We start from the raw sequence: 14,345 nt of genomic DNA on the forward strand, positions 1-14,345 counted from the left end.
GCCCGACGCAGTGCTACCTGTCAGCGACTGTCGCTGCTGTCCCGATGCAGATATTGCGAACCAATCGGCCGATGCTCAGCCCCTGTACCAGAATCGAGAACAGCACTATCAGATAAGTGATGTTGAGTAGCAGGTTGCGCTCTTCGCTGGCGGGCAGCGCCAGGACCAGCGCCACCGAAATGCCGCCGCGCAGCCCACCCCAGGTGAGGATGCGAACGGTGCCGTTGGGTAGCGCACGACCCATCCTGCGCAGCAGCAGAGCAGGCGGGCCTACCGCGGCCAAGCGCGTACCGAGGATCAGCAGCGTGACGCACAAGGCGATCAGCAGGTATTGCGCGCTGAAGGGCAACAAGACCAACTCCATGCCGATCAGTACAAACAGCACCGCATTGAGAATCTCGTCGAGCAGCTCCCAGAAATTGTCCAGATTCTCCCGGGTGTGGTCGGACATCGCGTGGCGGCGGCCCTGGTTACCGATGATCAGTCCGGCCACCACCATGGCGATCGGGCCGGAGACGTGCAGATGGGTCGCCAGGGTGTATCCACCAAGCACCAGCGCGAGGGTCAGCAACACCTCTACCTGGTATTGATCGATGCTCTTGAGTAAGGCGAAGGTCAGCGCGCCGAGCAGGGCACCGAGCAAGATGCCGCCCCCGGCCTCTTCGAAGAACAGCCAGACGGCCTCGCCCGCCCCCGGCGCCTCCCCTCGTGCCAGCACACCCAGGAGCACGGTGAACACCACAACCGCGACCCCGTCGTTGAACAGTGATTCGCCGACAATGGTGGTCTCCAAGGCTTTTGGTGCGCCCGCTGAGCGCATGATGCCGAGCACCGCGATAGGATCGGTCGGCGAGATCAGCGCACCGAACAGCAGACAGTAGATCAATGGCGGCTGCAGTTCGAATAGGTCGAGGATGTACCAGGTGCCGAATCCGATCACGGCGGTCGAGAACAGCACGCCGACGGTTGCCAGCAAGCCGATTGCCCAGCGGCGGGCACGCAGGTCGGCCAGGTTGATGTGCAGTGCGCCAGCGAATAGCAGAAAGGAAAGCATGCCATCCATCAGCAAGTGATTGAAATCGATACGCCCGACCAGTGTTTCGATCTGCTGCTCGATCGAAGGCAGGCCTAGCAGCGCCTGGCCGTGCAGCAGCACCGAAAATAACAGCGCGGTCGCCATTACGCCGATGGTCGGTGGGAGACCGATGAAACGGTAATTGACATAGGCGAGCAGCGCCGTGAGGCTGATGAAGATGGCTGACAGTTCGAGCATGAACTCCGGATACCTTTCGCAGGTGGGTTAGGCAATGGACTGGCATCGGTGCAGTTGGTGCCGAGCAGCGCGCTGCGACCGGCCGCAAGTACGGCGAGGCAAGGCAGGCATGGCGGAGCGGCACCTGCCGCCGGCAGATTATCCCCGCGCTTATGTGTGGCAGCGCCCTTTGGGCGCGAGCATCCTGAACCGCGGGCGCGTGAGAGTTGCCGCTATCCTCCGCCCGTCTTTGGCGATCCATCCGAACGTGCTGGTGGACGTACGGTCAAACGGGAAGCTCTGGTGAATCTCGCCGGGCGAAACCACAGGAGCTGCCAGCATGAACCTCTTGTTCCGTTCCGTTCCGCTTGTCCTGATCGCCGCGTTCAGCCTACCGGCTGCCGCCAACTCCTGCTATGTCAGTGCCGACACCTCCGGTGCCGTTCCGCCGCCGGTTGTGACAGAAAAATGCTTCGAGTACAAAGGCCTGGACGACAACTCCATCGATTGGGTGTGTCAGGACAACGAGGCCATCAAGAATTCCCAGCGGGAAATCCGTGACAGCTGCCCCGCCGGACATTTCGGCGTATGTACCGCGGCGCTGACACCTGAAACCCTTGCCAATGAGCGCGCCACCGGCACCCAGGCGGATAACGGCACCCTGCCGACCACCGTGCCCAAGGAGGCGCGGATCGTCACCTACCACTATCAGGCCACTGATCGCGCTCAGGCCAAGATCGACTGCGAGAGCGCAGGCGGTGAATGGTCGCAGTAGTCCCGAGGCGTTTGGTGAATCGGTCACCTGGGTAGATAATCGCCGGCCATCGTAGTCCCGAGTGGTTTGTGCCATGAAACTGATGCCGTTGTGCGTTTCGCTGATCGCCGTCCTTGCACTGGTCGGCTGCGACCGCATCGATCCCAATTCGCCGCTGGGCAAGCGCAAGGCGATCTATCAGCAGATGCTCGACACCAAGGAAGACCTCGGCGGCATGCTGCGCGGTCGGTTGCCGTTCGACGCCCAGGGGTTCGTCAGCGGCGCGGCAAAGCTGGACGAGTTATCGCGTCAGCCCTGGCAGTACTACCCGGAGGTCAAGGAAGAGCAGAGCGAGGCGCGGGATGATGTCTGGCAACAGCAGGAACGTTTCAACCAGTTGGCTCGCGAGCTGGAGGCAAACACCGCCGCGCTGGTCGAGGCGACGGCTCAGGGGCCGGTGACCGCTGGCAGCGTCGGGCCCGCCTTCCAGCGAGTCGAAGACACCTGTGAGGCCTGCCACAAGAAGTTCCGCAACTTCTGACTTTGGTAGCGCGCTCCGCCGTCAGCGCTTGGCCGCCTCCAATGCGCGGCGCGCCTGATCCAGGCGGCGCTTGCTGTTCTCGATGACCTGCGCATCGCCGGTGCTTATTGCCTCGCGTAGTTGTGCCTCGCGCATCGTCGCCAGGCGCGCTGCGCGCTCTATTTCGTCGTGATTGGGTTGCAGTGCAACGACCCCGCGACAGCGCTCGGCAAGGCCATGCAGGCGCGCTTCCAATGCAGCGCGCTGGCCGGTGTCGTCCTTCAGGCGCGCCTCCTTGATCTGCTGGCTGATGCGCTCGCGGGCCTGGCTGCACTCGATGCTGGTCTCGGGTGCTGCCAAGGTTGCCTGGACGCCGCAAAGGCTTGATAGCAACAGTATGAAGAGAATTCGCCGGTCGGCCATGCCTTCATCCTTTTTCTTATTCTCGACGTCATATGACTGGACTCAATCAGCGAAGTGCCCTCAAAAGCCGACTATCCCAGCGTCGTGTAGCTGTTGCCGGAGATGAACAACCTCCGGCGCCGAGAGGAACGCGCGCAGCTGCCGGGCACGTGTCGCGCCGATTCCGGGCCTGGATTGCCATTGCTCCAGGCTGGTCGTGGCGAGGGTATTCCAGTCGTCGGCAAGCTGAGTGTCTCCGGTGGGAGGGATACCCAGCGCCTTTAGCCATGCCTTGAAGGGACGCTCACGCGCCAACTGAAAACTCGCCGCCAGGCGGCTGGCACTGGCTTCGCCAATGCCTGGGATTGGTAGGAGGTGATGCTGATCGAGCTGCAGCCAGTCGAGCGCACTCACTACCAGACCGGATTCCACCAACGTCTGCCAAGTGCCTGGACCGAGCTGCGGCAGGTCCAGCCCTTGCTTGCCGCTGAGCCAGACCAGACGCGCTAGGAATTGCTGCTCGCAGCCAGGGCTTGCCTGCCAGCAACTGAGCGCGTGGTACGCGTCAGAAGCAGGGGCGTCGACCGGCTGGCGCCGTTGCGCACGCCAGACGACCCCGTCGTACCGGGGGATGGTAAGGCCGGCCAGAGCGATCGCGACCTGATCGTCGGGGCGAATATCCGCCGCCTGCCAGCGGGCCAGGGAGCCCAGGCTGACGCGGCTGATACGTCGGTCGTCGAGCTGTAGCGGCTCCAGTTCCAGCACCGGCGTGATCTTGCCCGTGCGACCGATGCTGAACTGCACTTGGCGTACACGGGCGACCGCCGTGCGAACTGGATATTTCCAGGCAGCAGCCCAGTCTGGAGGCCTGGCTTGCCAATCGTCGCTGTCCGGACGCCTGCCTTGGCGCAACACGATGCCATCGCTAGCGAACGGTAGCGGATGATGGAACCAGTGGTCACGCCAGTGCTCGGCGTGGGTAATCGTTTCGATTGGTACGGACAGCGCGGCGCTTTGCGCGAAGCCCATCGCTGTCAGGCCGTCCAGGCGAGCCTGCATATTGGACGGGCCGTTAGGCCAATCCCAGACGAACAGGCCGATCTGTCTGGCGGTCCCCTGATCGAGCATCTGGCGCGCCATCGCTCCGGCGGCCTGTGCGCGTGCGCCGGCGCTGCCGACCGTGGCCTGAACGTGGTGGTCGAGCCGCCAGTAGAGTTCACCCTGTAGGACGACGTCTTCAGTGATTGCCAGCCGGGGCGGTATGGCCGGTAGCTGACGGGCGCGTGCTGTCCAGTCCTGACCGCGGCTGCCGTTGCCGCGGCTGATGGCCTGAATCAACGAGCCGTTTCGGTAGTGCAGCGTCACGGCAACACCGTCGACCTTCGGCTGGACCCATAGGTCGGCGCGTTGGGCCATCCAGGCGGCTACGGCTGCGCGGTCGGCGAGCTTCGTCAGCCCGGTCTGGACAACCGGGTGCGGCACGTCGCCCGTCGCGGTCGCCAGCGGATCGGTGGTGATGGCGGAGGCCGGCGCAAAGCAGGCATTCCACTGTTGAAGGCGTGCGACGGCCTGGTCATAAACTTCGTCGTCGACCAGGGTGATGCCTCGACGGTGGTAGGCATCGTCCCACTCGGCGAGTTGCCGCTGCAGCGCGCGGCTTTCCGATTTGGCGCGTTCGGCCGACCAGTCAGGGCATTGCGCCGAGGACAGGACAGGGGCGAGACACAGCAATAGCGTGATGACGGGTCGCATCGGAGCATCCTTGCTCGTTGGGGCTCTGCATTTTGCCAAGCGTGCCCCCACGTGACCGTGCGCTAACGCATGTTGAACAGTTCCTGATGAAAGTCATCGGCAGGCAGGCCGTAGCCAGCGAGACCGTATCCCAACTGGTGGTCGACGTTCGCCGATTGGCTGTGGGCCGAAATCCTGGCCAATCGTGCAGCTGATAGGCCTTGTCCAGTCTGCCGAACAGGCGCTCCAGTGCGCGAGGGCGAATAGCGAGGTAGAGACTGCGCTCATCGCGGCGATGGAGAGCAGGCCGCTGAAGTGAACCATGTCCGCGCGCAGCGGCCAGAATCGGGAGCAATGGCCGGTGGTGACGTCCGTCGTATTGAGCCAATATCGATAAATTGCGTGACGAAGGCCGGTCTGATCCGTTGTATATGCGGTGCCCCTCCTTTTAACGACAGCATAAGTTCGAGCATGCGCCTACGATGCGGCAGTGGGCATGATCGTTATCAACGGCATCGATTAGTGAGCTAACCACCTGCGTCGTACAATCGTCAGCCAATCTTTGCGGAGTGATTCATTAGTGCAGCCCGTGATCTCCATCGAACAGCTGAGCAAGACCTATGCGTCCGGCCATCCGGCGCTGAAAACGATTGATCTGCAGATACGCAAAGGTGAAATCTTCGCCTTGCTCGGCCCCAACGGCGCGGGCAAGACCACGCTGATCAGCATCGTCTGCGGCATCGTCAATCCGGGCGGCGGCCGGGTGCTGGTGGACGGTTATGACATCATCGGCGATTACCGCGAGGCCCGTTCGAAGATCGGTCTGGTGCCTCAGGAGCTGGTCAACGAGGGCTTCGAGAGCGTCTGGGCCACGGTGCGCTTTTCCCGCGGGCTGTTCGGCAAGGCGCCCGACGATGCCTATCTAGAAAAACTGCTGCGCGATCTGTCGCTGTGGGACAAGAAGAGCGCGCGGATCATCGAGCTCTCCGGTGGGATGAAGCGCCGGGTGATGATCGCCAAGGCGCTGTCCCACGAACCGAGCATTCTGTTCCTCGACGAACCGACGGCCGGCGTCGACGTCGAGTTGCGCCGGGACATGTGGGAGATGGTCCGCGGCCTGCGTGAGCGCGGCGTGACCATCATCCTCACCACTCACTACATCGAAGAAGCCGAGGAGATGGCCGACCGCATCGGGGTGATCAGCAAGGGCGAGATCATTCTGGTCGAGGACAAGCAGGTGCTGATGCACAAGCTCGGCAAGAAGCAGCTGACGTTGCACCTGCAGCGCCCGCTGGCAGAGATACCGGCCGAGCTGGCCGATTACCCGCTGGAGCTGGTCGATTCGGGCAACCAACTGGTGTTCACCTTCGACACCCAGCACGAGGATACCGGCATCGCCGACTTGCTCAGGCGCCTCGCCGCGCACGGCATCGATTTCAAGGATCTGCAATCGAGTGAGAGTTCGCTGGAGGAAATCTTCGTCAGTCTGGTAAAAGGCAGCCGCACATGAATTTCTACGCAATCCGCGCCATCTACCTGTTCGAACTGGCGCGCACCTGGCGCACGCTGTTGCAGAGCATCGCCACGCCTGTGATTTCCACTTCGCTGTACTTCGTGGTGTTCGGTTCGGCCATCGGCTCGCGCATGGAGGCGATGCATGGCATCCCGTACGGCGCGTTCATCATCCCGGGTCTGATCATGATGGCGCTGCTGACCGAGAGCATCTCCAACGCCTCGTTCGGCATCTACATGCCGCGCTACTCCGGCACTATCTACGAGGTGCTGTCGGCGCCGGTGTCTTACCTGGAGATCGTCATCGGCTATGTCGGCGCGGCGGCGACCAAGTCGATCATACTCGGCCTGGTGATCCTGCTCACCGCGAGGTTGTTCGTCGATTACGAAATAGCCCATCCATTGGTGATGGTGCTGTTCCTGGTGCTGACCGCGGTGACCTTCTGCCTGTTCGGTTTCATCATCGGCATCTGGGCCGACGGCTGGGAGAAGCTACAGATCGTGCCGTCGCTGATCGTCATGCCGCTGGCCTTTCTCGGGGGCAGCTTCTATTCCATCGAAATGCTGCCGCCGCTGTGGCAGAAGGTCACGTTGTTCAACCCCGTGGTGTACCTGATCAGCGGGTTCCGCTGGAGCTTCTATGGCGTCTCGGATGTCAATGTCGCGGTCAGCCTGGGTATGACCATGGGCTTTCTGGCGCTGTGTCTGGTGCTGATCTGGTGGATATTCCGCACGGGTTACCGGCTCAAGAACTGACGACACGCACCCCGCCATCGGCGGGGTGTCGTTTACAGACAGATGTCGACGCTGACAGGTTGGGGGCCGTGCTGGGCTTCGACGAAGGCCACCACGCGCCGGTCCAGACGCTGAAAGGTCAGGTCGATCAGCTGCTCTCCCACCGCCAGTCGCCGCAACTGCAAGCGGTCGATACCTGCCGGCAGGCGCGGTTGGCGAATTTGGATGCGCTGCCGACGACCGTCCACTTCCAGGCCGAGGCAGGCCTGCAACAGCATGAACACCGAGCCGGCCGCCCAGGCTTGCGGCAGACAGGCCACCGGATAAGCTGTAGGCGCTTCGCCGGGGCTGCGGCTGAAACCGCAGAACAGTTCCGGTAGGCGCATGCCGAAGTGGGTGGCGGCCTCGAACAACCCGCTCAACAGGCGCACCACGCCGTCCCGCTCGCCATACTGCGCGAGCCCAGCGGCGCACAGCGCGACATCGTGCGGCCAGATCGACCCATTGTGGTAGGACATCGGATTGAAGCGTGCGGCTTCCGGCGCCAGGGTACGAATGCCCCAGCCGGAGTTGAAGGCGCTTGCCAGCAGCTGCTGCGCCAGAGCTCGACCGCGTACCGCTTCCGGCAGGCCGCAATACAGCAGATGGCCGGCGTTGGAGGTGCGAATCCGACACGGCTCTCCGGCGCCGTCGATAGCCAGAGCGTAGAACTGCTGATCGTCCAGCCAGAACTGCCGCTCCACCGCCGTGCGTAGCCGTTCGGCCTGCTGGCGCCAATGAGCGGCGCTGTCTGCATCGCCGTGCCAGCCGGCCAGTTCCGCCATGGTCAGATAAGCGCGGAAGGCATAGCCCTGAACTTCGACCAGGGCAATGGGGCCGTCTGGTGTCCGACCATCGGCGTGGAATACCGAATCGTGACTGTCTTTCCAGCCCTGATTGAGCAGGCCGCTCGCCTCGCCGCGGGCATAGGCGAGAAAGCCCTCGGGGTGATTGGCGGCGTTCTGTTCCACCCAGCCGATCGCCGAGCGAAGCGCCGGCCAGATCGAGTCGATGAACTGACGATCTCCGCTGCGCCGGGCGTAGGCGCCCGCCAGCACCACGAACAATGGCGTCGTATCGACGCCCCCGTAATAACGACCGAACGGCAGCTCATTGACCGCTGACATCTCGCCCTTGCGCGTCTCGTGCATGATCTTGCCGGGCTCTGCGTCGCGGAAGCGGGAGGTTTCGCTGGCCTGGTGCGCGGCCAGGTAGGCGAGCACGCCGCGTGCCAGTGCCGGATCGAGCCACAGCGTCTGCAAAGCGGTGAAGATCGCGTCGCGCCCGAATGGCGTGGAAAACCAGGGGATACCGGCGTAGGGATAGGGGCCGGTGGGCAAATCGGTAGTGAGCAAGGCGACGTCAGCCCGCGACTTGTCCAGCCAGGACTGGAACAGGCGGCCTGATGCATACAGGCGCGCGCCTCGTTGTTGCTGTCGGCGCATGCTGCGGCGTGCGTTAGCCGCTGCCTGGCGAAAGCGCGCCGGCCCCGGCGCGGCGGGCTCGATACCGATTTCCAGGTAAAGAGCCCAGCGCTCGCCTGCGTCCAGGTCGACCTGAAAATCAGCCTGGGCATCGCTGAGGTGAGTCGGCGTCAGCGAAAAGCTGATTGCGCTGCAACGCAGTTGATTGTCGAGACCGGCATAACGCATTGCCACATGACGCTCACCGAGTTCAGAAGCGTGATGCTCACCGCGTTGAGCGCGGGTTTGTCCGCGTACTTCGAACATGTCACGAAAGTCCGCCGCGAACCCTAGCGAGAGCGGAATCAGGGTCGGTTGGTCGCTATAGTTGGCTAGGCTGAGTCGTTCGTACAGGCGTCCCTGCCAGAGGAAGCGCTTGCGCTCGACATGAATCACTCCTTGCGGTGTGCTGGTATCTCCGAGCGGCCGTAGTGGGCGGTTGCTCAGGTGCGCAGTGAAGTAAACGTTGTCCTGGCTGACCGCGGCCGACAGCAGCGACGCGGGTTGGCCAGCCAGCCGCAGCTGCAGGCGCGACAGTACTCGAGTGTCGTTGCGAAACAGACCGTCGTCGGTCCCTTGAACGTCACCGAAGGCGTCGGCCACCATAAAACTGTCGCCATCCTTGAGCACGTAAAGCGTACGGGGCATGTACGCCTGATGAGTGTCGTGAGTGGTGTTCATAGGTCATGCCAACTTCTGCAGAGGTTGGTGAGGGTCGGTGTCGCCCAGAAGCTTCCAATACAGCTCCAAGTAGCGGCGCGCCATGGCGTGAGACGAGAAGCGCTGCTCAAACACCTCGCGCACATGTGCCCTGTTCAGTTGCGGCAATCGATCGATCGCTACCGCGGCCGCTTCCTCGCTATCGACGATGAATCCGTTGACACCGTGCTCGACGATTTCTGGAACCGAACCACAACGCCAGGCGATTACCGGCGTTCCGCAGGCCATCGCCTCGATCATCACCAGCCCGAACGGTTCGGGCCAGTCGATGGGAAAGAGCAGTGCCCGGGCGTTGCCGAGGAAATCGGACTTTTCTGCATCGCCGATTTCACCGACGAACTCGACCAGTGGATGGTCCAGCAACGGGCGGATTTCCTGTTCGAAATACTTGCGATCGGCGCTGTCCACCTTGGCCGCAATCTTCAGTGGCAGGCCGACCCGACGGGCGATCGCGATGGCGCGGTCGGGGCGCTTTTCCGGCGAGATGCGGCCGAGAAAGGCCAGATATCCGCCGTCCGCCTCGGCGTGGAAGCGGTAAGCCGAACCGTTGAGCCCGTGGTGAATGGTTCCGCACCAGTTGGCGAATGCCAGCGGCGCGCGTTGATCGTGGGAAATCGACACCAGTGGATAGCGGTGCCAACGGCGGTACACCTCGCCCAGATCGTCGAGGTCAAGGCGGCCATGCAGTGTGGTCAGGGTGCGCTCGGCAATGTCCTCGAAGAACGGAAAATGCAGCAGGTCCACATGGAAATGCAGAACGTCGAATTCATCGGCGCGTGCGCGAACCTCGTCCATCAGCCGTAGGTGGCTGGCGAGGTCCGATTTGAGCGGTGCAGGGTCTAGCCGCAGGGCGCGCCGGCGTGCAGGAACCAGGTCGGCGGTCGTTTTGGCATCGGCAGCGGCGAACAGCGTGACCTGGTGGCCGAGGTCCACCAGCGCGTCGGTCAGGTGTGCCACCACCCGCTCGGTACCACCATACAGGCGGGGCGGAACGGCTTCGTAGAGAGGGGCGATCTGCGCAATCTTCATCAGTGGTCTCCTTGATCAGGGATGAACAGAGCGAGAGGTACTGCGGAAACATCTCCTGTTATGCGATCGCTTATGGGATAGGGGCTGCCGGATGATTTTCAAGCGCGGCGCTCGCTGCCGCTTGTCGGCAAACCGTCGGGCTCGGACCGGCGAGGAGTTCGCAGACCAGGCGCACTCGCTCGATATTTTTGGATGGTGGCAGAATGAAAAAGCCCCGCTCAGCTCGCGCTGGCGGGGCTTTTCTCGCACCGGCGGTCTGGTTTTACAGCCCGGCAGCGGCGCGCAGGGCGTCGGCCTTGTCGGTCTTTTCCCAGGTGAAGGCGGTGAAGGTGTCGCCACCGACCGTCATTTCATAGGGATCGCGACCGAAGTGGCCGTAGGCCGCGGTGGCCTTGTACATCGGGTGCAGCAGATCGAGTATGGTGGTGATCGCGTAGGGGCGCAGATCGAAATGCTCGCGGACCAGGGCGACGATCTTCTCGTCGCTGAGCTTGCCGGTGCCAAAGGTATTGATCGAGATCGACGTCGGCTGCGCCACGCCGATGGCGTACGACACCTGGATCTCGCAACGCTCGGCGAGGCCCGCGGCGACGATGTTCTTCGCCACGTAGCGGCCCGCATAGGCGGCCGAGCGGTCGACCTTGGACGGGTCCTTACCGGAGAACGCGCCACCGCCGTGACGGGCCATGCCGCCGTAAGTGTCGACGATGATCTTGCGCCCGGTCAGGCCGCAGTCGCCCACCGGTCCGCCAATGATGAACTGGCCGGTCGGGTTGATGTGGAACTGGGTGTCCTTGTGCAGCAGCTCGGCTGGGATCACATGCTTGACGATCAGCTCCATCACCGCTTCCTGCAAGTCGGAATGCTTGACCTCGGGATTGTGCTGAGTGGACAGGACGATGGCGTCGATGCCGACCACCTTGCCGCCTTCGTAGCGGCAGGTGACCTGGCTCTTGGCGTCCGGACGCAGCCACGGCAGCAAGCCGTTCTTGCGCGCCTCGGCCTGGCGCTCGACCAGGGCGTGGGAGAAGCGGATCGGAGCCGGCATCAGCACGTCGGTTTCGTTGCTGGCGTAGCCGAACATCAAGCCCTGGTCGCCGGCACCCTGGTCTTCAGGCTTGCTGCGGTCGACGCCCTGGGCGATGTCCACCGACTGCTTGCCGATGATGTTGATGATGCCGCAGGTGGCGCCATCGAAACCGACGTCCGAGCTGTTGTAGCCGATGTCGATGATGACGTCGCGCACCAGCTGCTCGAGATCGACCCAGGCGCTGGTAGTGACTTCGCCGGCGACGATCGCGACGCCGGTCTTGACCAGGGTTTCACAGGCCACACGGGCATGCTTGTCCTCGGCGATGATGGCGTCCAGCACCGCATCGGAGATCTGGTCGGCGATCTTGTCCGGGTGCCCTTCGGACACGGACTCGGAGGTGAAAATCGAATATTCGCTCATCTATCGGTTCCTAATTACCGGTGGGTGAGTCGGCTGACAGGGGTGGGCCGGGAAAAATACCGGGCCTGGATCTGAAAACCGTTCTTCAAGCCAATGTAGAGGCTCTCGCCGGGCGTGAGCCCCGCGGCATCGGCCCAACGGGCCAGATCGTCCTGTTCGAAGCCCAACCATAGATCGCCGCAGGCCTCCCTGGCCCAACTCTGGTTGTGGCTGCACAGCTCGGTGAGCAGCAGGCTGCCGCCCACGTTCACCAGCCGTGCCAGTTGCTTGAGTGCTTCGCCCGGCGCTGCCAGGTGATGCAAAACCATGTTCAAAACGACGCAATCAGCAGAAGGGCATTCGTCCTGCAGTGCGTCGGCAAGTTTCAGCTCGACGTTGTCCAGCGCATCCTGCTCGCAGCGAGCGCGTGCGAGTTCCAGCATTGCCGGACTGTTGTCCACTGCCACGACGTGGGCGAATCGATGGGCCAGCTCGGGCAGAAAGCTACCGTCGCCCGGGCCGACCTCGAGCGCTGTCGCAGAAGGTGCGAAATTCAGCGCATTGAGCAGCGCCACTACGCTATCGCGATACTGTGGCAATCCGGCGATCAGGTCCTGGCGCGCCTGAAAACTGCCTGCCATACGTATGAAGAAATCTTCGCTGGCGGCGCTGCGTTGGGCATGCACCGCGGCGATTCGTGCCTGGACGTCGAATGGCAACACCAGTTGATCGACTTCCTCCAGCAAGGCGGCGTGCAGTCGGCCGCCCAGGGTTTCGCCCTGCGGCAGGGTGCGGCGATAGAAGATCGCATTGCCCTCGCGCCGTGTTGCCAGCAGTCCGGCCTGGGTCAACACCTTCAAATGGTGGCTGACGCCGGATTGGCCGATGGCGAAGATCTGTGCCAGTTCGAGCACGCCGAACGAATCGCTGGCCAGCGCACGCAGTACGTTCAGGCGCAGCGCGTCGCCGCCGGCCTTGCACAGGGCGGCGAGCTGGTCGCTGTCATCGAAGGACATCTGGGGAATGCGCAGGCTCATAGGCCGCGCAGTCTAGTCGGTCGTTTTTCGTCCAGCAATGGCTGTATCAAAAAGTTTTGATATTGGGCAAGCTGGAGGTTCAGTTCACCAGGCTGTTTACACCCATGCCGCACGACACCAACCCGAGTCCCAGAAGAAAGAAGCTCGGCAGTAGATTCAGCACATGCTGCAGCCGCGCGTGGCTGGCCAGACGGCGTGCCGCCAGACTGTAAGTGATCAGAATGGAGACATCGACCAGGGCCCAGATCGTGATCAACGCTGCCGCCTGGGGTGCGAAGGGTTGCGCGGGAAGGATGAAGCCCGGCAGGAAGGCCAGGAAGAACAGGATGTCCTTGGGGTTCGACAACCCGACCGCCATGGCGCGCCAGAAATAATGTACATGCGACCGTGGCAGTTGCGGCTCTTCGTCATTGCCGCCGCACAGCCCGTCGGCGCCGAGCCAGATCAGATAAAGGCCACCGAGCACTTGGCCCCATTCGAGAATGACCGGTTCCAGATCCAACGCCAGGTAGATCAACACCAGCGCTGCGACCAGCAGGATCTGGGCGGACAGCACGCCGCCAAGGATGGTCCAGGCCGGCCAGCTGCGTCGCGCGTCGGCAATAACCAGTGCGACGACCGGGCCAGGGGAGGCGATCAGCAAGACGACCGCGGCGGCGAAGGCAAGGTAGGTGGCGTTCATAGTTCGGTCACCAATTCGAATATGCGCGATTGTTTGCCCAGCTTTTCGGTGTAGAAACGCAGGTTGCAGCTGGCGAAGGTGCGCTGCATCCAGCGATCGTTGCCATCGAAGCGGGCCGTGAAGGGGCTGCGGGCATGCGCGGTGTGGCGGTTATCGATGATCAGCAGGTCGCCACAGCCCATACGCACGGGCTCGACGACTTCCCAGGCGAGGTTGCGCAGGGTGTCGAGCGAGCGTTGGGCGCGATCGCTATAGGCGACCATGAACTGCGGGTCGAAACGGAAGAAGGGGGCGTCGGGATCCCCGTAGAGCACGGTCTGATGCTTGTTTATATCGATGCGCTGGTTCTTTTCCGTGGTGCCGTAATCGGAAAAAAAGTTGTACGGCTCATTGAGGAAGAATGCCTGCTGCTCGTAGGTCAGCCGTTCGAGAATGCGATTGACCGAAGCGATGTAGGTGATGGCTTCTGCTGCAGGATCCTGGCGCAGGCACAGCAGCAGCAGATAGTCCGGCTGGACCGCATGGAAGGCATTTTCGGTATGCAGGTCGAGCTCGGTATCGAAACTGTCCGAGGTGGCAGCCCGCGATTGTGTCTGCTGCGGGAAGAAGTTGTTGACGATAGCGCCATCGGACTCCTGGACGTAGCCGATTGGCTCGCCCAGCAGGGCAGTGGCTTGCAGCAGCAGCCGTTCGCTGGTGTCGTCCGGCTTGCAGAGCTCGGCGCGCGAGGCGGGAGTCGGAGGGATGTCGCCGACGTCCGTACTCTCCAACAGCAGAAACCCCTTCGAGTTGCCGAACAGCCGGAAGTCGAGGATTTGCGCGATCTGCTCCTGGCTCAGACCTCCGTTGCTGATGCTGGCGGACAAAAGTAGGTCAAAGTTGCGATCGGACATGTCATTCTTCCCTGCATTTATACGAGGCAGATGCCTCTTCTTATCTGTTGATGCCATCGCATTGCGGGCTCGGTTGCTGGCGCAGTATTGGTGGCGTTCGAGAGGGTGCAAAATGGAAAATACGTCCGTCTGCGATGAGTTTTA

The 14,345-nt window shown here is 62.6% G+C and carries 13 protein-coding genes; 4 read left to right on the forward strand and 9 right to left on the reverse strand.

The genetic code is table 11. The features are described 5' to 3' along the window. Positions 1-13: 13 nt before the first annotated feature. A complete protein-coding gene (locus ACL0K2_RS15650; protein ID WP_413042982.1) occupies positions 14-1,273 on the reverse strand; it encodes a cation:proton antiporter in 1,260 nt (419 codons plus the stop codon). 319 nt (positions 1,274-1,592) lie between these two features. Here ACL0K2_RS15650 and ACL0K2_RS15655 point away from each other — a divergent pair, with 319 nt between their 5' ends. Together ACL0K2_RS15655 and ACL0K2_RS15660 are read left to right on the forward strand one after the other, a co-directional pair. Continuing rightward, positions 1,593-2,027 (forward strand): hypothetical protein, encoded by a 435-nt coding sequence (locus ACL0K2_RS15655; protein WP_045163973.1) that lies wholly within the window; start codon positions 1,593-1,595, stop codon positions 2,025-2,027. Positions 2,028-2,100: 73 nt separating this feature from the next. Then, positions 2,101-2,547 (forward strand): c-type cytochrome, encoded by a 447-nt coding sequence (locus tag ACL0K2_RS15660; protein WP_045163972.1) that lies wholly within the window; start codon positions 2,101-2,103, stop codon positions 2,545-2,547. 21 nt (positions 2,548-2,568) lie between these two features. On the opposite strand, the gene ACL0K2_RS15665 is transcribed toward ACL0K2_RS15660, so the two are convergent. Both ACL0K2_RS15665 and ligB read right to left on the reverse strand, forming a co-directional pair. Continuing rightward, positions 2,569-2,949 carry a DUF1090 family protein gene (locus tag ACL0K2_RS15665; protein ID WP_045163971.1) on the reverse strand — a complete coding sequence of 127 codons (381 nt, stop codon included), beginning with the start codon at positions 2,947-2,949 and terminating at the stop codon, positions 2,569-2,571. 60 nt (positions 2,950-3,009) lie between these two features. Next, the gene (gene ligB, locus ACL0K2_RS15670) at positions 3,010-4,680 is read right to left on the reverse strand and encodes an NAD-dependent DNA ligase LigB (protein WP_045163970.1); all 1,671 of its coding nucleotides are present in this window, start codon (positions 4,678-4,680) and stop codon (positions 3,010-3,012) included. A gap of 559 nt (positions 4,681-5,239) precedes the next feature. On the opposite strand from ligB, the gene ACL0K2_RS15675 reads away from it, so the two are divergent. Both ACL0K2_RS15675 and ACL0K2_RS15680 read left to right on the forward strand, forming a co-directional pair. Then, positions 5,240-6,169: an ABC transporter ATP-binding protein gene (locus ACL0K2_RS15675; RefSeq protein ID WP_045163969.1), complete on the forward strand. Its 930-nt coding sequence runs from the start codon at positions 5,240-5,242 to the stop codon at positions 6,167-6,169. Continuing rightward, on the forward strand, positions 6,166-6,927 hold the full coding sequence (locus tag ACL0K2_RS15680; protein ID WP_045163968.1) for an ABC transporter permease: 762 nt from the start codon (positions 6,166-6,168) through the stop codon (positions 6,925-6,927). The genes ACL0K2_RS15675 and ACL0K2_RS15680 overlap by 4 nt, the downstream gene beginning before the upstream one ends. A gap of 32 nt (positions 6,928-6,959) precedes the next feature. Here ACL0K2_RS15680 and ACL0K2_RS15685 read toward each other — a convergent pair whose 3' ends face one another. From ACL0K2_RS15685 to ACL0K2_RS15710, 6 genes are all read right to left on the reverse strand, one after another. Then, a complete protein-coding gene (locus ACL0K2_RS15685; RefSeq protein ID WP_045163967.1) occupies positions 6,960-9,089 on the reverse strand; it encodes an amylo-alpha-1,6-glucosidase in 2,130 nt (709 codons plus the stop codon). Positions 9,090-9,092: 3 nt separating this feature from the next. Then, positions 9,093-10,157 (reverse strand): glycosyltransferase family 4 protein, encoded by a 1,065-nt coding sequence (locus tag ACL0K2_RS15690; protein ID WP_045163966.1) that lies wholly within the window; start codon positions 10,155-10,157, stop codon positions 9,093-9,095. Between the two features lie 262 nt (positions 10,158-10,419). Then, the gene (gene metK, locus ACL0K2_RS15695) at positions 10,420-11,610 is read right to left on the reverse strand and encodes a methionine adenosyltransferase (protein ID WP_413042983.1); all 1,191 of its coding nucleotides are present in this window, start codon (positions 11,608-11,610) and stop codon (positions 10,420-10,422) included. 14 nt (positions 11,611-11,624) lie between these two features. Beyond that, the gene (locus tag ACL0K2_RS15700; RefSeq protein ID WP_045163964.1) at positions 11,625-12,626 is read right to left on the reverse strand and encodes an ArsR/SmtB family transcription factor; all 1,002 of its coding nucleotides are present in this window, start codon (positions 12,624-12,626) and stop codon (positions 11,625-11,627) included. 79 nt (positions 12,627-12,705) lie between these two features. Then, complete coding sequence (locus ACL0K2_RS15705) at positions 12,706-13,308, reverse strand: LysE family translocator (protein ID WP_045163963.1); 603 nt, start codon at positions 13,306-13,308, stop codon at positions 12,706-12,708. Beyond that, positions 13,305-14,201, reverse strand: coding sequence for a TauD/TfdA family dioxygenase (locus ACL0K2_RS15710; protein WP_045163962.1), 897 nt, complete (start codon positions 14,199-14,201; stop codon positions 13,305-13,307). The genes ACL0K2_RS15705 and ACL0K2_RS15710 overlap by 4 nt, the downstream gene beginning before the upstream one ends. Between the last annotated feature and the right edge of the window lie 144 nt (positions 14,202-14,345).

It is taken from the genome of Pseudomonas sp. YJ42 (assembly GCF_047225135.1).
GTDB lineage: Bacteria > Pseudomonadota > Gammaproteobacteria > Pseudomonadales > Pseudomonadaceae > Stutzerimonas > Stutzerimonas stutzeri_E.